The sequence below is a fragment of the Acidovorax sp. genome (assembly GCF_046339755.1).
Classification (GTDB): Bacteria; Pseudomonadota; Gammaproteobacteria; order Burkholderiales; family Burkholderiaceae_C; genus Acidovorax.
Window position 1 is genome coordinate 16,300 of the sequence record NZ_JBKDTZ010000377.1, and the last position, 16,241, is coordinate 32,540.

15 protein-coding genes and 1 pseudogene are annotated in these 16,241 nt (G+C 68.5%); 4 read left to right on the top strand and 12 right to left on the bottom strand.

Annotation, left to right across the window (positions count from 1 at the left end):
- On the bottom strand, positions 1–867 hold the full coding sequence (locus ACK59X_RS32520; RefSeq protein ID WP_409963266.1) for an MBL fold metallo-hydrolase: 867 nt from the start codon (positions 865–867) through the stop codon (positions 1–3).
- Positions 868–973: 106 nt separating this feature from the next.
- Between ACK59X_RS32520 and ACK59X_RS32525 the strand changes: the two genes are divergently transcribed.
- Positions 974–1,873, top strand: coding sequence for a LysR family transcriptional regulator (locus ACK59X_RS32525; RefSeq protein WP_409963268.1), 900 nt, complete (start codon positions 974–976; stop codon positions 1,871–1,873).
- 57 nt (positions 1,874–1,930) lie between these two features.
- Here the strand turns inward: ACK59X_RS32525 and ACK59X_RS32530 are convergent, their stop codons facing one another.
- The 4 genes from ACK59X_RS32530 to ACK59X_RS32545 form a co-directional block, all read right to left on the bottom strand.
- Positions 1,931–2,197 (bottom strand): alpha/beta hydrolase domain-containing protein, encoded by a 267-nt coding sequence (locus tag ACK59X_RS32530; protein WP_409963270.1) that lies wholly within the window; start codon positions 2,195–2,197, stop codon positions 1,931–1,933.
- Positions 2,198–2,418: 221 nt separating this feature from the next.
- Positions 2,419–3,408 (bottom strand): Bug family tripartite tricarboxylate transporter substrate binding protein, encoded by a 990-nt coding sequence (locus tag ACK59X_RS32535; RefSeq protein WP_409963272.1) that lies wholly within the window; start codon positions 3,406–3,408, stop codon positions 2,419–2,421.
- 51 nt (positions 3,409–3,459) lie between these two features.
- A complete protein-coding gene (locus ACK59X_RS32540) occupies positions 3,460–3,825 on the bottom strand; it encodes a hypothetical protein (protein ID WP_409963274.1) in 366 nt (121 codons plus the stop codon).
- The gene (locus ACK59X_RS32545; RefSeq protein WP_409963276.1) at positions 3,822–5,201 is read right to left on the bottom strand and encodes an acyclic terpene utilization AtuA family protein; all 1,380 of its coding nucleotides are present in this window, start codon (positions 5,199–5,201) and stop codon (positions 3,822–3,824) included. The genes ACK59X_RS32540 and ACK59X_RS32545 overlap by 4 nt, the downstream gene beginning before the upstream one ends.
- A gap of 92 nt (positions 5,202–5,293) precedes the next feature.
- Between ACK59X_RS32545 and ACK59X_RS32550 the strand changes: the two genes are divergently transcribed.
- From ACK59X_RS32550 to ACK59X_RS32560, 3 genes are all read left to right on the top strand, one after another.
- Positions 5,294–6,199: a LysR family transcriptional regulator gene (locus ACK59X_RS32550; protein WP_409963278.1), complete on the top strand. Its 906-nt coding sequence runs from the start codon at positions 5,294–5,296 to the stop codon at positions 6,197–6,199.
- A gap of 210 nt (positions 6,200–6,409) precedes the next feature.
- The gene (locus tag ACK59X_RS32555; RefSeq protein WP_409963280.1) at positions 6,410–7,879 is read left to right on the top strand and encodes a PAS domain-containing protein; all 1,470 of its coding nucleotides are present in this window, start codon (positions 6,410–6,412) and stop codon (positions 7,877–7,879) included.
- Between the two features lie 29 nt (positions 7,880–7,908).
- The gene (locus tag ACK59X_RS32560; RefSeq protein ID WP_409963282.1) at positions 7,909–8,973 is read left to right on the top strand and encodes an ATP-binding protein; all 1,065 of its coding nucleotides are present in this window, start codon (positions 7,909–7,911) and stop codon (positions 8,971–8,973) included.
- A gap of 35 nt (positions 8,974–9,008) precedes the next feature.
- Here the strand turns inward: ACK59X_RS32560 and ACK59X_RS32565 are convergent, their stop codons facing one another.
- The 7 genes and pseudogenes from ACK59X_RS32565 to ACK59X_RS32595 form a co-directional block, all read right to left on the bottom strand.
- Positions 9,009–10,181 carry an esterase-like activity of phytase family protein gene (locus tag ACK59X_RS32565; protein ID WP_409963284.1) on the bottom strand — a complete coding sequence of 391 codons (1,173 nt, stop codon included), beginning with the start codon at positions 10,179–10,181 and terminating at the stop codon, positions 9,009–9,011.
- Positions 10,182–10,312: 131 nt separating this feature from the next.
- The gene (locus ACK59X_RS32570) at positions 10,313–10,921 is read right to left on the bottom strand and encodes a putative glycolipid-binding domain-containing protein (protein WP_409963286.1); all 609 of its coding nucleotides are present in this window, start codon (positions 10,919–10,921) and stop codon (positions 10,313–10,315) included.
- Between the two features lie 41 nt (positions 10,922–10,962).
- Complete coding sequence (locus ACK59X_RS32575) at positions 10,963–11,424, bottom strand: GNAT family N-acetyltransferase (protein WP_409963288.1); 462 nt, start codon at positions 11,422–11,424, stop codon at positions 10,963–10,965.
- Between the two features lie 43 nt (positions 11,425–11,467).
- Positions 11,468–11,851 (bottom strand): YkvA family protein, encoded by a 384-nt coding sequence (locus ACK59X_RS32580; RefSeq protein ID WP_409963290.1) that lies wholly within the window; start codon positions 11,849–11,851, stop codon positions 11,468–11,470.
- Positions 11,852–11,913: 62 nt separating this feature from the next.
- Positions 11,914–13,362 carry an ankyrin repeat domain-containing protein gene (locus ACK59X_RS32585; protein WP_409963291.1) on the bottom strand — a complete coding sequence of 483 codons (1,449 nt, stop codon included), beginning with the start codon at positions 13,360–13,362 and terminating at the stop codon, positions 11,914–11,916.
- Positions 13,363–13,397: 35 nt separating this feature from the next.
- A complete protein-coding gene (locus ACK59X_RS32590; protein ID WP_409963293.1) occupies positions 13,398–15,626 on the bottom strand; it encodes an ATP-binding protein in 2,229 nt (742 codons plus the stop codon).
- Positions 15,623–16,241, bottom strand: a pseudogene (locus ACK59X_RS32595) (hypothetical protein); the annotation flags it as partial. The gene ACK59X_RS32590 and the pseudogene ACK59X_RS32595, both read right to left, overlap by 4 nt.

A 16,241-nucleotide genomic window follows, 5' to 3' on the forward strand; every position in this document is an offset into this window, starting at 1 on the left:
TTACCACTTCATCTCACCCTTGTTCACCTTGGCGCCGATGTCCAAGGACAAGCCCATGGGCGCTGCGGGATAGGCCGTCTTCATGGCCTCGATCAGCTCCGCGCTGGTCTTGGTGGCGGCGGCGTTCTTCTCGAAGGCCTGCAGGTAGCCCTTGGTGTAGGTGACATTGGCCGGGGTCAGCGCGGTGCCGGCGGCCATGTGGCCGGGCACGACCACGGTGGGCTGCAGGGCGGCCATCTCGTCGAGCTGGGCCACCCAGGCGCTGCGCTCGGCCACGGTCTGGGTGTCGGCGGTCCACACGTGGGTGTTGGTGCCGAACACGCCGATGTTGCCCACCACGGCCTTCACCGAGGGAATCCATGCGTAGGGGCGGTGCGCCAGCAGGCCGGTGGTGCCACGGATCTCCACCACCTGGCCGTCCACCGTGAGGGTGTTGCCGGTGATCGCCTTGGGCAGCACGGGCGTGCGCGGTGCGTTGGCGCCCATCTTGGGGCCCCAGAAGGCGAGCTTGCCTTGCAGCTTGGCGTTGATCTTTTCCAGCACTGCGGGGGTGGTCACCACCTCGGCCTGGGGAAAGAACTCCTTGAGCGTTTCCACGCCGAAGTAGTAGTCGGGGTCGGCCTGGCTCACATAGATGGTCTTCAGGGTCTTGCCGCTGTCGAGCACGTTGGCGGCGATGCGCAGGGCATCGGCACGGGTGAAGCCGGCGTCAATGACCATGGCCTCTTTTTCGCCGTAGACCAGGGTGGAATTGACGTTGAAGCTGTTGCCATCGGCGTTGTAGACCTTGAGCTGCAGCGGCTCGGCGGCGTGCGCGCCGGCAAAGGCGATGGACAGGGTGGCGGCGAGGATGGTTGTGCGGAACATGCGGATTCTCCAGAAGGTTTTGATTGCGATGGCTGCAGTTTATTTGCGCCAATCGATCCAATAAACCGCATAAAATGCGCATATTTGTTGCACCAATAGAGCAAATATGGACCGCCTGACCGCCATGCGCGTGTTTGTGGAAGTGGCCACCAGCGGCAGCTTCAGCGCCACGGCCGAGCGGCTGGAGATGTCGCGCGCCATGGTCACCCGCTATGTGGGCGAGATGGAGCAGTGGTTGCAGGCCCGGCTGCTGCAGCGCACCACCCGCAGCGTGACGCTGACCGATGCGGGTGAGCAGGCCCTGCGCCGCTGCCAGCAGATGCTGGCGCTGGTGGAAGACATCGAGGAAGAGACCACGGCCACGAGCGAAGGCGAGCTGCGCGGCCAGTTGCGGCTGACCTGCAGCGTCTCGTTCGCCTATGCGCAGCTGGGCACGGCGATTGCCGACTTCCTGGCGCTGCACCCGCAGCTCAAGATCGACCTGGATGCGAGCGAAGGATCGCTCAACTTGGTGGAAAAGCGCATCGACCTGGCGATTCGCATCAGCAGCGGGCCCGACCCCATGCTGATCGCCCGGCCGCTGGCGCGCTGCGATTCGGTGCTGGTGGCCTCGCCCGCTTACCTGGCGCGCCATGGCGTACCCGCACTGCCGGCCGAGCTGGAACGCCACCGCTGCCTGAGCTACGCCAACTTCGGCAAGAGCGTGTGGGAGTTGTCCCAGAACGGCCGCACCGAGCGCGTGGCCGTGTCCGGCCACTTCAGCGCCAACGAGGCCACCACCCTGCTGCGCGCGGCGCTGGCGGGCGGCGGCATTGCGCTGCAGCCCACCTACCTGGCCAATCCGCACATCGCCAGCGGCGAGCTGCGGGCGCTGCTGCCCGGCTGGGAGCTGCCGGTGATGGCGATCAATGCGCTGTACACGTCGCGCCGGCACCAGTCACCGGCGGTGCGGGCGCTGCTGGATTTTCTGGTCGAGCGCTTCAAAGGGGCGCCCTGGTCACTTTGAAATGAAAAAGGCCGGGGCACCAGCCCCGGCCTGCGCTTCATCGAATCAACCCCGCCCTCAAGGCAAGATGACCGTCGCTTTCGCCCGATCAATCTGTGCCTGCGCATCGCGCGGCAGCAGAAGGCGCTGGGCCACCAGGGCGTTGGCCGCCTCGGTCACCGCGGCCACGTAGCCGGCCTGGTTGCCGTACAGCTCGAGCTTCATGGCCGGGGTCTTGCCGGTCAGGCCGTCGTCGTTGTCGCTGCCGCCGCAGGCCGTGAGGGCTGCTGCGGCTGCGGCCGTGAGGGCGATGGCGCCCAGGGTGGGGAAAAGATGCTTTCTCATGTCGCTTGTCTCCTGTGTGGTGGGTCTTGTGGTCTTGCTTGCGGAAAAAGCGGGCATGCAGCGGCCATGCACCTCGCCCGGGTTGGGCAGGCTCTCTGGCATGGCTACGCCCGCACCGGCTTCTGGCGGGCAGCCGGTGGGCTCAAATCAGGGATGGGCTGTGCGCGCCGTCAACGCGCTGCACAGGGCTGCGCGCGGATGGGCGCGCAGGTAAGCAAGGCCTACTCGGCTTCGATGCCGGCGGCCTTGATGACCTTGCCCCACTTCACCGTCTCGGCGGCCTGGAACTTGGCCAGCTCGTCGGGCGTGGTAGTCCAGGCTTCGGAGCCGGCCACGTCGTAGAAGGACTTGGCGGCGGCGCTCTTGGTGGCGGCGGCCATCAGCTCATTGAGGCGGGCCACCACGGCAGGCGGCGTGTTGGCCGGGGCGTAGGCGGCGAACCAGTAGCCCATGTCATAGCCCTTGACGCCGGCCTCGTCGATGGTGGGCACATCGGGCAATTGCGAGCTGCGCTTTTGCGTGGAGTAGCCCAGGGCACGCAGCTTGCCGGCCTTGACCTGGGGCACGCCGGTGGAGGTGTCGGTGATCATCATGTCGATCTGGCCGCCCAGCAGGTCGGTGATGGCCAGGGGGTTGCTCTTGTAGGGCACGTGCAGGATGTCCACGCCCGCCAGCTGCTTGAGCATCTCACCGGCCATGCGGCTCGACGAGCTGCCGCTGCCGAAGCTCAGCTTGCCCGGCGTCTTCTTGGCCGCGGCCACCACGTCGGCCACGCTCTTGTAGGGCGATGCGGCATTCACCACCATCACCTGCCCGCCCTTGCCCAAGCCGCTGATGGGCGCGAAGTCCTTCACCGGGTCGTACGAGAGCTTCTTGTACAAGTGCTCGTTGGCCGCGTGCGTGGTGTTGGTGGTGATGAGGATGGTGTAGCCGTCGGCCGGCGCCTTGGCCACGGCCTGCGCGGCGATCATGCCGCTGGCACCGGCCTTGTTGTCGATGACCACGGGCTGCTTGGTGTCGGTGGTGATGGACTGGCCAATGGCGCGCGCCAACTGGTCGGTGGCGCTGCCGGCGGCGAACGGCACGACGAAGGTGATGGCCTTGGCCGGGTAGGCCTGCGCCATGGCCGTGCCGGCCAAGCCCAGCGATGCGGCCAGGGCCATGGCAGCGGACAAGGCTTGCCGGCGGGAAGGAAGGTGGAATGCGGTCATGCTGCGTGTCTCCTGGTGTTGTTGAAGTGAAAGAAAGAAATCGAAAAAGGCTCAGCCAAGCCCGGCCAGATGCTGTTGCAACGCCAAGGGCACCTGCACCGGCAGGTCCAGCAGCCAATAGCTCAGCGCCTTGCCATGGCTGTCGAGGTTGAGGGCGTCGTTCACACCGCCGTCCAGCACGTCGTCGAGCACGAAGTTCATGGCCTGCAGCTGCGGCAGCACATAGCGCACCACCCGGCCCGGCTGGCGGTGCGCGAAATGGCGCGCCACGGCGGCCTCGGTCACCTCGGCCAGCAGCACATCCCACAGCGCGGGGTGCCAGGCAATGACGCTGATGTTGGAGCGGTTGCCCTTGTCGCCGGTGCGGCTGTGCGCCAGGCGGTACAGGGGCACGGTGATGGTGGTGTTGCCTGTCATGCTGCGGCCCTTTCTTGCCCCATTGCTTCATCGAACATGCGGTAACCCGTGGGCACGGCCTCGCGCGGCACCAGGCACGAGACGGTGCCCAGGCGCGGCCGCATGGCCGTGCGCACACCCCCGCCTCCTGCGGGGCCGCAGGTGTAGAGGGCAGTCACCTCGCGCAGCAGGCGCTGGGCGCTGGCATGGTCGCGGTGCTGCAGGGCCACGCGCAGGCGCACGTCGCGGGCATCACCCCCCGTGCCGTCCTGCCAGCGGCCGGCGTCGTCGCCCAGCACGCTGGTCACGCCGATCAGGTCGATGCGCACCGGGCCCAGGCCGGCGAGGCGCTCGCGCAGCACCTCGCCCGCCAGGCGGGCGCGGGCCTCGGCCCGGGCTCCGGCGTATGAGATCTCGCCCTCGGCAAACCAGCCTGATTCGAAGCACACGTTGACCTTGAGCGTGGGCGGGCGCGCATGGCCGCGCACGCCTTCCAGGCGCACGGCGTCGGGGCCCACGGCAGTCACGCGGGCCTCGGTGATGTCGGCCACCACGTCGGGGGTCAGGTAGGCGGCGGGGTCGTGCAGCTCGTACAGCAGCTGCTCCTTGACCGTGCGCTCGTCGATGCGCCCGCCCGTGCCCGGGGGCTTGGTGATGGTGCAGTGGCCGTCGGCGTCGATCTCGGCGATGGGGTAGCCCAGGCGGGCCATGCCGGGCACGTCCTTGTAGCCGGGGTCGGCGAAATAGCCGCCCGTGACCTGGGCACCGCATTCGAGCAAATGGCCGCACATGGTGGCGCGGGCCAGGCGGTCCCAGTCGTCAGGCGCCCAGCCGTAGTGCGCCAGGGCCGGGCCCAGCACCAGGGAGGGGTCGGCCACGCGGCCGCAGACCACCACGTCGGCGCCCTCGCGCAGCGCACCCGCAATGGCCTGGGCGCCGATATAGGCGTTGGCGCTGGCGATGGGTTCGGTGGGCATGGCATCGCCCAGGGCGCCTTGCAGCAGCGCGCTGTGGGCGGGGCCGCTCAGGTCGTCGCCCTGCACCACGGCCACGCGCGGGCGGCGCAGGCCCAGCTCGGCTGCCAGGCGCACGATGCGCCGGGCCGCGCCCTCGGGGTTGGCGGCGCCGAAGTTGCTCACGATGCGCACGCCGTGCGCCAGGCAGTCGCCCAGCACGGGGCGCAGCATGTCCACCAGCAGGGGCTCGTAGCCCGCATCGGGGTCGGTGCGGCGGGCCAGCTGGGCCAGTGCCAGGGTGCGTTCGGCCAGGGTCTCGAAGATCAGCACGGCCGGCTTGCCGCTGGCGACCAGGGCCTGCACCACGGGTGCAGCGGCGTCCGTGCGGTCGCCCGAGAAACCGGCGGCGCAGCCGACCAGCAATGTTGCGTTGTTCGCCATAAAGGTGTCTTTGTCTCCTGGGCCGAATGTAGGCACCCGGTGTTATTCTGTGAAATAGATTGTTGGTATCAATCCATCCGTTTTACAAATCAATGAGCGCGCATCACCATTTGTCCACCCGCCAGCTCGATGCCTTCCTGGCCCTGGCCGAGCAGCGCAACTTCACGCGTGCCGCCGCGCAGTGCCACCTTTCGCAGCCGGCGTTCAGCGCCCTCATCCGCGCGCTGGAGGACGACCTGGGCCTGCGCCTGTTCGACCGCAGCACGCGCCATGTGGACCTGACGGGCGAGGGACAGAACTTTCTGGAGTCGGCCCGGCGCATCCGCGGCGAGATCACGGCCGCGCTGGCCGCCGTGCGCGATGCCGCCACCCTGCAGCGCGGGCGCGTGGCCGTGGCGCTGCTGCCATCCCTGGCTGCGGGCTGGCTGCCCGGGGTGCTGGCCGCCTACCGCAGCGCCTACCCGGGCATCGAGATCGACATTGCCGACGTGCTGTCGGAGCCCTGCATCGAGCGCGTGGCCAGCGGCAAGGCCGACTTTGCGCTGGCCGCCATCCGCGCCGACACGCCCGAGCTGCAGGCCGAGCCCTTTTGCAGCGACGACTTCCACCTGGTGTGCCCGGCCGACCACGCCCTGGCACGGCGCAAAAAGGCCATCACCCCGGCCGATCTGGCGGCGTACCCCTTCATTCATCTGGCGCGCACCAGCAGCGTGCGCCAGTACCTGGAGGCGGCCTTCCACCCCCAGGGCATGCACACCCTGATGGAGCTGGAGCAACTGGCCAGCGTGATGGGCATGGTGCGCGCTGGCCTGGGCATCAGCGTGGTACCGGCGCTCACGCTGTTCCACTTCAACCAGCCCGGCCTGGTAACCCGGCCTCTGGCACTGCCCGGACTGCTGCGCCAGATCTACCTGGTGCGCCGGCGCGACCGAAGCCTGTCGGTGGCGGCGCAGGCGCTGTACACCCTGGTCATGGCGCAGCGGCCGGGCACGGGGTGACCAGCACCAGCCCGCGCAGCCAACCCGTGTATGTTTTCAGGAAGGGCATAGGCGAACGCCTACAAGAACTTTGGACAGGCGTCTTTATCATCGTGCGAAAAATGCGGTGCCGCAACGCCGTTCCCGGGCACGTCCCGCTCACACCACCAGGCACCAATGTCCTCCGGTATACCGACTACCCAAGCTTCCATCCTGTCCGCTGGCGGCGAAATGGCCGGATTGATCGCGCGCTTCGACTGGGCCTCCACCGAACTGGGCCCCATGGAGCACTGGCCCCCCCACCTTACGCTGGCGCTGGCCAACATGCTGCGCTGCCCCATGCCGATTGCCACGCTGTGGGGTGAATCGGGCGTGCTGATCTACAACGACCCCTACTCCAGGTTCTCGGGCGCGCGCCACCCGGGCCTTCTGGGCATGAAGATCCGCGAGGCCTGGCCCGAGGCGGCCGACCTCAACGACCGGGTGCTCAAGGTCTGCCTGGCCGGCGGAACGCTGACCTACGAAGACCAGGAGCTGAGTCTGAACCGTGACGGCGTTTACAAGCCGCTGTGGGTGGACCTGAACTACTCGCCTCTGGTGGACGACGCGGGCACCCCCGTGGGCGCCATGGCCCTGGTGGTGGAGACCACCGACAAGGTGCTGGCCGACCGGCGCCTGCTGATGGAGCGCGAGCGCTTTGCCCAGCTGTTCGAGCAGTCGCCCAGCTTCATGGTGCTGCTGCAGGGTTCCAGCCATCGCATCGAGCTGGCCAACCCCAAGTACCTGGAGCTGGTGGGTGACCGCACCCTGGTGGGCCGCACCGTGGCCGAGGCGCTGCCCGAAGCCGCCGAGCAGGGCTACTTGGCGATGCTCGATGGCGTGTACACCAGCGGCAGGGCTGCAACTGCCTTCGGTGCGCGTTTCGACATCCAGCAACACGCGGGCGAGCCGGTGAGCGAGCGCTACCTGGACTTCGTGTACCAGCCGATCCGCGACACCTCCGGCGCGGTGACGGGCATCTTCGTGGAAGGCCTGGACGTGACCGAGCGGGTGGCCGCAGAGGCCAAGCGAGACGCCCTGATCGAGTTCACCAGCCAGTTGCGCGGCCTTGCCGACGTGGACGACATCAGCCTGGCCGCGGCCCGCATCCTGGGCCAGACCCTCAAGGTGAGCCGTGCAGGCTATGGCCGCGTGGACCACGATACCGACATGCTGCGGGTGCAGTGCGACTGGACGGCCCCAGGGGTGCCGACACTGCAGGGAGAGCTCTGCCTGCGGGACTTTGGCACCTTCGTCGACTCCCTTAAGAAGGATGAACTCGTCAGGGTAACCGATGTGCGCACGGACCCCCGTACTGCGGTGGCAGCGCAGGCGCTGGAGTCGCGCAGTGCGCGTGCTTTCATGAACATCCCCGTGGTGGAGCACGAACGCCTGGTGGCCGTGCTCTTCGTGAACCAGAGCGACGTGCGCCAGTGGACCCAGGAAGAATGCGAGTTCATGCGCGAGATTGCAGGCCGCACCCGCACTGCCACCGAACGCGCGCGCTCCGAAAGCGAGCTGCGCGGCAACGAAGCCCAACTGCGCGAGATGAACGAGTCGCTGGAGCGCACGGTCACCGAGCGCACGAACGAGCTGATGGAGGTGGAGGCGAAATTCCGCCAGTCGCAGAAGATGGAGGCCATTGGCTCACGGGCGGCATAGCGCACGACTTCAACAACCTGCTGGCGGGCATGAGCGCCAGCCTGCAGGTGCTGGAAAAACGCCTGAACGCGCGCAACTTCGACAACACCGAACGCTACATCGGCATGGCGCAAAGCTCGGTGCGGCGCGCGGCTTCGCTCACCCAGCGCCTCTTGGCGTTTTCACGCCGCCAGACGCTGGACCCGCGCCCCACCGATGTGAACCGCCTGGTGGGCGGCATCGAGGAGATGGTGCGCCGCACCGTGGGCCCGTCCGTCGAGGTGGAGGTGGTGGGCGCGGGCGGCCTGTGGCTCACCCAGGTGGACCCCTCGCAGCTCGAGAACGCCGTGCTCAACCTGTGCATCAACGCGCGCGACGCCATGGCCCCCAACGGCGGGCGCCTGACCATCGAAACCGCCAACAAATGGCTGGACGACCGCGCCGCCGCCGAGCGCGAGCTGCCCCCGGGCCAGTACATCTCGCTGTGCGTGACCGACACCGGCGTGGGCATGGCGCCCGAGGTGATCGCACGCGCCTTCGACCCCTTTTTCACCACCAAGCCCATGGGCCAGGGCACGGGGCTGGGTTTGTCGATGGTGTACGGCTTTGTGCGCCAGTCGGGCGGGCAGGTGCGCATCTACTCCGAGCCCGGCCAGGGCACCACCATGTGCCTGTACCTGCCGCGCTACGTGGGCGACGCCGAACAGGCCGGCCAGGAGGCCCTGCCCAGTTTTGACCACCGTGGCGATGGCGAGGTGGTGCTGCTCATCGAGGACGAAGCCACCATCCGCGGCCTGATCGCCGAAGAGCTGGAGGACCTGGGCTACAACGTGATCTCGGTGGGCGACGGCCCCGCCGGCCTGCACGTGCTTCAGTCCGACCGCCGCATCGACCTGCTGCTCACCGACGTGGGCCTGCCCGGCGGCCTGAACGGCCGCCAGGTGGCCGACGCGGGGCGCGTGACGCGGCCGGACCTGAAGGTGCTGTTCATCACCGGGTATGCGGAGAACGCGGCCGTGGGAAATGGGTTGCTGGCGTTTGGGATGGAGGTGATTACCAAGCCGTTTGATGTGGCGGCGCTGGCGGCCAAGGTGCAGGAGATGATTGAGAGGTGAAGGGCGTCGGCGTAAGCCAGCACGCCCCTTAGGGATCAATCCGGAATCACTTCAAACACCATGAACTGATTCGCCTGCGTATCCGCCGTGAAGTTGTTGTCCGCCGCCAGCACGATGGTGCGGTGGCCGTTGGGCAATGTCTTACCCCAGGTGATGGCTTCGATGTTGTCGAGCTTGACGCCCTGGTAGGTGATGGGCATTTCGAGCAGCAGCTTGCGGGTCATGGGGGTGTAGGCGGCATTGCCTGCCAGGCTGGCCATGCTGGTCACGTTGGTGGTGGCGTCGGTGATCTCGGTCAGCACCAGGCGGATGGTGTTGCCGATGCCCGAGGCAAAGGCCCGTTCGATGGCGATGAACTTCTTGTTGCCGATGGCCAGCATGTCCGACAGGCCGTTGTCGGGGCCGAAGGGGGCGCCGGCAGGGGCATCCACCGGGATCTTGGGCAACTGGTAGGCGTACTGCGCCTTGGCGGCACCCGTGGCCGGGTCCATGGCAGTCACGCGCACCACGCTGCCGGCCTGGATGGTGGTGATGGGGCCGTCCTGCACCAGGGCGTCTTCGTTGGCCACGAACACGGTGCCGTCGGGCGCCACGGTCAGGGCCTCGAAGAGCTTGTTGCTGCGCCCGCCCGTGGTGCTGTTGTCCACGTAGTTGTAGGCCGCGGGCGTCTTGAACTCGCGCACGAACTTGCCGGCGGTCGTCATCTCGCGCAGGAAGGGCTGGAACAGCGTGGCTGACGTGGTGCCCCAGTTGCCTTCGGACGACCAGTACAGGTTGCCATTGGGTGCCAGGCGGATCGCCTCGGGGTCCACCGTGCGGGCATTGGCGGGGAAGGTGGTGCCGTCTTCGCGCTGCATATAGGTCTGGCGGTTGACCTTGACCGTCACCGGGCCGGTGGCGCCGTAATCGATGCTCAGGTTGTAGAAGCGCGGCGTGCCGCGCTCACCGCCCCGGTCGTCGGCGATGGCCCAGTAGCTGCCGTCGGTGGCTTGGTCCAGCCCCGAGATGCCGCCGAACTCCACGCCCTCGAACATCGTGCCGGTGGGCAAGGATGCAGTGCCGATCAGCTTGAGGGATGCGATGCGGGATTCGCCGGTGCTGTCGTCATCGCTGCCGCCGCAGGCGGCCAGGGTGGCGGCCGTCAGTGCGGCCAGGGCGAAAGCGGTGGCCGTGCGGCGCCAGGCGGAGGTGTTGAGTGCGAAGCCCATGCTGTGTGTCTTTCTTTCTGCGGGAGGTTGGGAAAGCACGGGAGCTTGGGGGGCGAGTGCGTCACGTGCGTGACACAGTCGGGGCCCTGTTGCGTCGAGGAAACAAGCGGGCCCGGCGGGCCGACGGGCGCTCAGGAGGCAGAGCGCGCAAACAATTCCGGGTAGTGCACCACGGCGCCGTGCTCGCACACTTCGAGCACCCCGCTGTACCCCACGGTAGGCGCGTCGTACTGATAGCGCACAGCATCGAGCCGCCGGTAGACCTGCGGCAGCTCCTGCAGCCGCAAGTCCGGGAAGGACAGCCAGGCAGCAGGGGCCTGCGCCTGCTGCCCCACCTGCAGCGCCATGCGGCGGATGGCGATCATGTTGGTGGCGGGGCTGAAGTTCAGGTCGAAGTCCGGGCAGCTTGCAGCCAAGACACCGCTATCGGCCCCGACTTCACCGCCCTGCCCCACCCGCCAGCGCCCGTCGGTACCGGCGCGAAAATGCAGGTCCACTGCGCGTTCGCCGCAATGGCCTCGCACATGGGCGGCCTGGGTCACCCAGCGCGCATCGACGGTGACTTCATAGCCCAGGTCGCAGGCCAGCCCTTCGTCATGGAACACGGCCGTGCCGCGCAGGTCCCAGCCGCCATCGGCGCGCCGGTAGACGCGGCAGACATCGCTGCCGGGGCTGTAGAGGCGGCGCCAGAAGAAGGTGTGGTGCCGTGTAGTGGTGACCGTCTGGGCGCTTGGCAGCATGCGGACTCCTTCGATTCGGGTGCCGGGTGCCGCCAACTCGGTCAGGCAGTTGCCACGGCCAGCTTGCGCATGAACACGCTGTGCACATCCGGCGCGTAGTCGCCGAACGGCCCGCATTCCTCATAGCCCATGCGCGCATAAAGGGCCAGCGCCTCGGGTTGCAAGGGACCGGTCTCCAGCGCAAAGCGGGTGCAGCCGCGCGCGATGGCCTCGGCTTCGACAAAGGCCAGCAGCGCACGCGCCAGGCCCTGGCCGCGGACCTCGGGGCGCACGTACATGCGCTTGACCTCGCCGAAGTCGGCGCCCAGCACCATGGCGCCGCAGCCCAGGGCCACGCCCTGCTCCGAGCGGGCCACGGCGAACAGCACGTTGGGTTGCGAGAGCGCGTTCAGGTCGATGCCATGGTGGCTTTCGGGCGGGTACAGGGGCTTTTGAAAAGCGTCGAGGTCGTCGATGAGTTGCACCACGTCGGCTTGGCGGGGGGATTCCAGTTGGATCGGCATGCGGGCGATGGTACGGGATTGCCAGCCCCGGCGACCACTGCCATCACACGGGCCTGTGCACCCACCAGTAGACAGCCGCCCCCGCGCAGGCGAGCCATACCAGAACGAAGACCAGTGCCGCGATGCGGCTGGGGGGGCGCACCAGCCCGCCAGCGGCCTTGTCGCGCGCATCCTGCAGCACCGGGCCGGGCAGCAGGCGCACCACCAGCAGCAGGCCCAGCGGCACGATGAGCAGGTCATCGAGGTAGCCGAGCACGGGGATGAAGTCGGGGATCAGGTCGATGGGGCTGAGCGCATAGGCCGCGACGGCAACGGCCAGGCAGCGCACCGGCCAGGGGGTGCGCGCATCGCGCGCGGCGAAGTAGACGGCAACGACGTCGCGCTTGGTGTGGCGCGCCCAGCCTTTGGCGGTGGTCAGGAAGGACATGGCAGGCGAAGTATGCCCGCATGCACAGCGGCGTTGTCAGGCCCGTCACCGGGCGGCTGGCATCACCCCACGGTCTTGAGGTACCTGGCGCACAGCTGCCCGACGGCGTCGCACAGGGCTTCGGTGCTGGGCGGTGTGCCCGGGGGCTCCATGGGCAGCTCGATGGCTTCGCGCAGCACCCAGTTGTCGTTGTCCACCTGCGAGAAGCTGACGGACATCTTTGCCCAATCGAACACCTGGGCCTCCAGTTCCACTGCGCCGCTGCGGCTGACATAGGACTTGGTGCGGGACCAGCGCAGGCTGCGAAAGTGGCCATGGTATTCAAGGTACAGCACATCGGGCGGGACCCGGGGGTCCGCACCCGATGCCAGGCGCGCTATCACCTCTTTCAGGCAGGTGCGCAGCCATTCGGGGTATTGGCTGGGCTGCCAGTCGGTGGGGCCGTCGATCAGTGCAAGGGCGCGATCCCAGGTGGCGCGCTGGACTAAATCCTCGGACGCCTTGGGCTTGATTGGCTTCTTGGGCTTGGCCGGCTTCTTGGGCTGCACGCTGGTGGTGAGCGCAGCCACGCGGGCTTGGTACTCGGTGCCCTTGAACAGGCGCACCTCGGCCGCCCCCAGCTTGCCCTGGGCGGCCAACGCCTCGGCCAGGACGGCTGCCACGTCGAGGTTGCCAGCGTTCACGGCCAGGCGCAGTGGGGTGCGGCCGCGGGCGTTGGCGGCGGCGGGGTCCAGGCCCCAGGCTAGCAATTGGCGCGTGGTGGCCACGGGGTCGCCCCTGCGGTGCCAGGTGGTGGAGAAGCCGGCGCGGCTGTTGGCAAGGCCATCCACGTCGCCTGCGGTGTACATCAAGGCATTAGAGCCATCGGGGTTGGTGCCGTGCACGTTGGCTCCACGCTCCTTCAGGAACTGCATCAGGGGCACGCTGCCCATGAAGGCGGCCATGAGCAGCGGGGTGTACATCTGGCGGTGGTCCATGGCCTCGATGTCGGCACCCGCCTTGAGCAGCAGGTCTATGGCCTGGAAAACGGCGTCGGCGTGCCCTGCTGGCGCATCGGCACGGAACGCCATGTCGAAAATCTCCCCCCGCATCTCGCCCAGGCCCAGGGCCATGCAGATGGCGGGGTCCTTGGTCTGGCGCGGGTCGCCGCCCGCCGCCAGTACCAGGGCCAGCCGCTCCACCGCACGCTCCTGGAAGTACGAGATGAACTGCCGGCAACACACGGCCAAAGGGGTGGAGTTGCGGTTCTTGCGCTTGTTGGGGTTTGCGCCGTGCTCCAGCATCAGTCGCAGCAACGCGAACTGCGCGTCGACGCGCCGGGCGGCGGATGCCGCGTCGGGGCCATCGTAGTAGACCCATTGGGCCTGGCATGCCCATTGCACTGCATACGCATCGTGGTACAGGCTGATGCGGTCCGGGTGCACGCCAGAGCGGACCAGGCGTTCCATTTCATCAATGCATGCATCGATACCGAGATCGTCGTCCAGAGCGGCGGAAAGAGAAGTGGCCATGGAAAAGAAAGGTCAGAAAAAAAGAGAAGGCTTGGTCAGGATCTGGCCATCACCGCCAGTTCCTGGTGCAGCAGCAGCTCCACCTCGCTGGGCTCGAACTGCGCCGTCATGAGCGGGATGGCAAAGCTGTAGGTGCCCCCGTCGCGGCGCAGCACCCAGGCCAGTTGCAGGCGCGCGAGCGACTGGCGCAGGGCCTGGGCGTCGGCCTGCACGCCATGGCCTTGCAGCAGGCCGGCCAGGGCCACCAGGCTGGTCTCGCCCTGCTGGGCGACGTGGTAGACCACCACGCGGTCGAGGCGGCAGGCGGCATCATCGGGCGAGAGGCGGCCCCAGCCGGCCAGGGCGTCCTGCACGGGCTGGGAGGCCAGGGCCTGGTCGAGGTGGCGCTTTTCGATCACGCGCTCGCCGGGCTGCAGCGCTTCCAGGCATTCCTGGCAGAGGATGGCGACCAGGTTGGCGCGCAGGCCGCTGGCGTCCACCAGGCGCTCGACCAGCGCATCGCCGCCCAAGCCCTGGCGCAGGCGGCGCAGCGGCTCGGTGGCCAGGGCCTTGCAGGCCGGCCGCTCCAGCCCGCCAATGGCCAGCACCTCGCCGAAGTTGCGCAGCGGGCTCTGGTAGTCGAGCACCGCCGTGGCATACAAATCCCAGAAGCCGGCCAGCATGAACCAGCAGCGCCCCTCTTCGCTGAGCGAGCGCAGGGTGGACAGCTGGTGGTAGCCGTTGTTGGACTCGTCGCGGAAGAACAGGTCGGCCTCGTCGATCAGCAGGTACAGGCGCTTGCCGGTGTACTGGGCCTGCAGGTGGTCCACGATGGCTTCGAGCGGGGTGTCGGCCGGCAGGCCGAACTGCAGCGCCATGCGCGGCGACAGCCGGTGGTCGCGCAGCGAGACGTAGTGGCAGACGATCTGCGGGTGGCCCTGCAGGCGGCGCTGCACGGCCTTGAGCAGGCTGCTCGTGCCCAGCGGGCGCCCGCCCACCCCCAGGTAGTTGGCGGGCTCGCGGTTGACCACGCGGGCCAGCAGCTGTTCGCGCCCGAAGAAGGAGCCTTCGCGCGTCACGCCGCCCCGGGTCTGGTAGGGCGAGATGCGCGTCACGCGCAACTGGGCCGCCAGCAGGCGCAGCAGCACCTGCAGCGGTTCGCGCGCCAGCAGCCACTCGGTCTGGCTGGCGCTGTCCACCATCACGTGCAGGTTGGCGCCGTCGTCGGTGTGGGCGCGCAGCAGGGGCCAGGGGTTTTCGGCATCGTGGTCGCACAGGATGAGCAGCACGTCGGTGCCGGTCTGCGCGGCGCGCAACTGGCGCAGCACGGTGGCTTCGTCGAGCCCGGGCTGCGGCACATAGAGCAGGCAGCGGTCGAGCGAGACCGGCAGGTCGGGCGGGAACTGCCATTCGAACACCGCGCCGGGCAGCGCCCAGTCGCGCGCGGGCTGGCTGCGGGCGGACACGCGCTCGGCCAGCACCATGGACTGGTCGGCCGCATCGTCGTGCGCGAACTGCACGGCGCTTTGCCAGTCGCGCGTGCGGATCTCGGCGGCTTCCAGCGTGGCGCGCAGCCGGCCCACGGTGCGCAGCAGTTGGTCGATGCGCGGCAGGCGCGAGACGGGGGTGCGCAGCAGTTTCTCGGGGCGCAGCTGCGCCGGGCCGATCAAGGGGTGGCGCAGCACCCAGACCACGGCGCCCACGATGAAGATCAGAGCGCACCACTTGATGAGGCTGCGCAGCCAGCCGAAGGGGTCGGCCGCTTCCACCGCGGCGATGCGGCTCTGGCGCACGGCTTCGGGGTCCATGTCGTCGCCCTTGCCGTCCTGGCTCTCGGGGCCGGCGGCGCAGCTGATGGGCAGTGCGCCCGCAGGCATGGGCGGCTTGCCGGGACGGCAGGTCCAGTGGTACATGTCGGGCGTCATGTGCAGCAGCACCTGGGTGCCGGCCAGGTGGCCGAGCGCCGGGTCGTTGATGACATCGGCCTGCAGGCGCAGCGGCCCCGGCGAGGTGACGCGCAGCTTGGGAAAGGGTATCTGAGGCGCGTACTTCTGGATGTCCGGCGGCCAGTGGCCCAGCTCCTGGCTGGCCTGCACCATGGCCACGCGCCACTGCACCAGCTCGCCCCACACGGGGCCGATGGCCTCGTAGGTACGCACCGATCCGCGGGTGGCCGGGTTCAGATGTGGCGTGAGCAGCGCGCTGGCGATGAACAGCGTGGCCGTGGCGATGAGCAGCGCGCGCGCCACCGGCCAGGTCATCCAGGATTTGATCAGCTCGATCATGGGGCGGGCGCGTCCAGCACCATCAGGCCCGCCTGGCGCACGGTGTCGCAGCGCCAGTGCAGGCGGGCCGCATCGCCGCTGCCGCGCACGTGCACCAGGTTGCCCCAGAACAGGCGGCGCAGGTCGTCGTCCTGCAGGTAGGGGCGCGCGCGGCCCAGGTCATCGGCCTGCAGCAGGCTGCGCAGGCGGTCGCTGGCCGCACCCGGCTGCGCCAGCGGCAAAAAGGTCTGCCACAGGCGCGGGCTGCCGGCCAGGTGCGTGCGCAGCGCGGCCGATGCGGCCTGGGTGGTGTTGATGCCCTGCTCCACCAGCCACTGCAGTCCTTCCTCGAACAGCGCGGGGTGGCCGCCGCTGGCGTCCAGCAGGTGCGAGAGCACGGCCGTCGGCCAGTCGTGGCCGGGCCAGCGCTGGCGCGCGAGGATGGCGAAATCCTCCAGCGTGGGCTCGGGCCAGTGGTTGACCTGGGCGATGTTGAGCAGCGACATGTCGCCGCTGCGGTACTTGAGGTCGGCCAGCGCTTCACCGCCGCACAGCAGCAGGTGCAGGCGGCCGCTGTGCATCTCGCTCAGGCTGCGCAAAATGCCGGCCAGGGTTTCGCGCAGCGCCGGCGTGCCC

Bases quoted from the DNA above. Each gene is read 5' to 3' on its own strand.
- ACK59X_RS32520 (WP_409963266.1), bottom strand. From the start codon at position 867: ATGTTCCGCACAACCATCCTCGCCGCCACCCTGTCCATCGCCTTTGCC.
- ACK59X_RS32525 (WP_409963268.1), top strand. From the start codon at position 974: ATGGACCGCCTGACCGCCATGCGCGTGTTTGTGGAAGTGGCCACCAGC.
- ACK59X_RS32530 (WP_409963270.1), bottom strand. From the start codon at position 2,197: ATGAGAAAGCATCTTTTCCCCACCCTGGGCGCCATCGCCCTCACGGCC.
- ACK59X_RS32535 (WP_409963272.1), bottom strand. From the start codon at position 3,408: ATGACCGCATTCCACCTTCCTTCCCGCCGGCAAGCCTTGTCCGCTGCC.
- ACK59X_RS32540 (WP_409963274.1), bottom strand. From the start codon at position 3,825: ATGACAGGCAACACCACCATCACCGTGCCCCTGTACCGCCTGGCGCAC.
- ACK59X_RS32545 (WP_409963276.1), bottom strand. From the start codon at position 5,201: ATGGCGAACAACGCAACATTGCTGGTCGGCTGCGCCGCCGGTTTCTCG.
- ACK59X_RS32550 (WP_409963278.1), top strand. From the start codon at position 5,294: ATGAGCGCGCATCACCATTTGTCCACCCGCCAGCTCGATGCCTTCCTG.
- ACK59X_RS32555 (WP_409963280.1), top strand. From the start codon at position 6,410: ATGGCCGGATTGATCGCGCGCTTCGACTGGGCCTCCACCGAACTGGGC.
- ACK59X_RS32560 (WP_409963282.1), top strand. From the start codon at position 7,909: ATGAGCGCCAGCCTGCAGGTGCTGGAAAAACGCCTGAACGCGCGCAAC.
- ACK59X_RS32565 (WP_409963284.1), bottom strand. From the start codon at position 10,181: ATGGGCTTCGCACTCAACACCTCCGCCTGGCGCCGCACGGCCACCGCT.
- ACK59X_RS32570 (WP_409963286.1), bottom strand. From the start codon at position 10,921: ATGCTGCCAAGCGCCCAGACGGTCACCACTACACGGCACCACACCTTC.
- ACK59X_RS32575 (WP_409963288.1), bottom strand. From the start codon at position 11,424: ATGCCGATCCAACTGGAATCCCCCCGCCAAGCCGACGTGGTGCAACTC.
- ACK59X_RS32580 (WP_409963290.1), bottom strand. From the start codon at position 11,851: ATGTCCTTCCTGACCACCGCCAAAGGCTGGGCGCGCCACACCAAGCGC.
- ACK59X_RS32585 (WP_409963291.1), bottom strand. From the start codon at position 13,362: ATGGCCACTTCTCTTTCCGCCGCTCTGGACGACGATCTCGGTATCGAT.
- ACK59X_RS32590 (WP_409963293.1), bottom strand. From the start codon at position 15,626: ATGATCGAGCTGATCAAATCCTGGATGACCTGGCCGGTGGCGCGCGCG.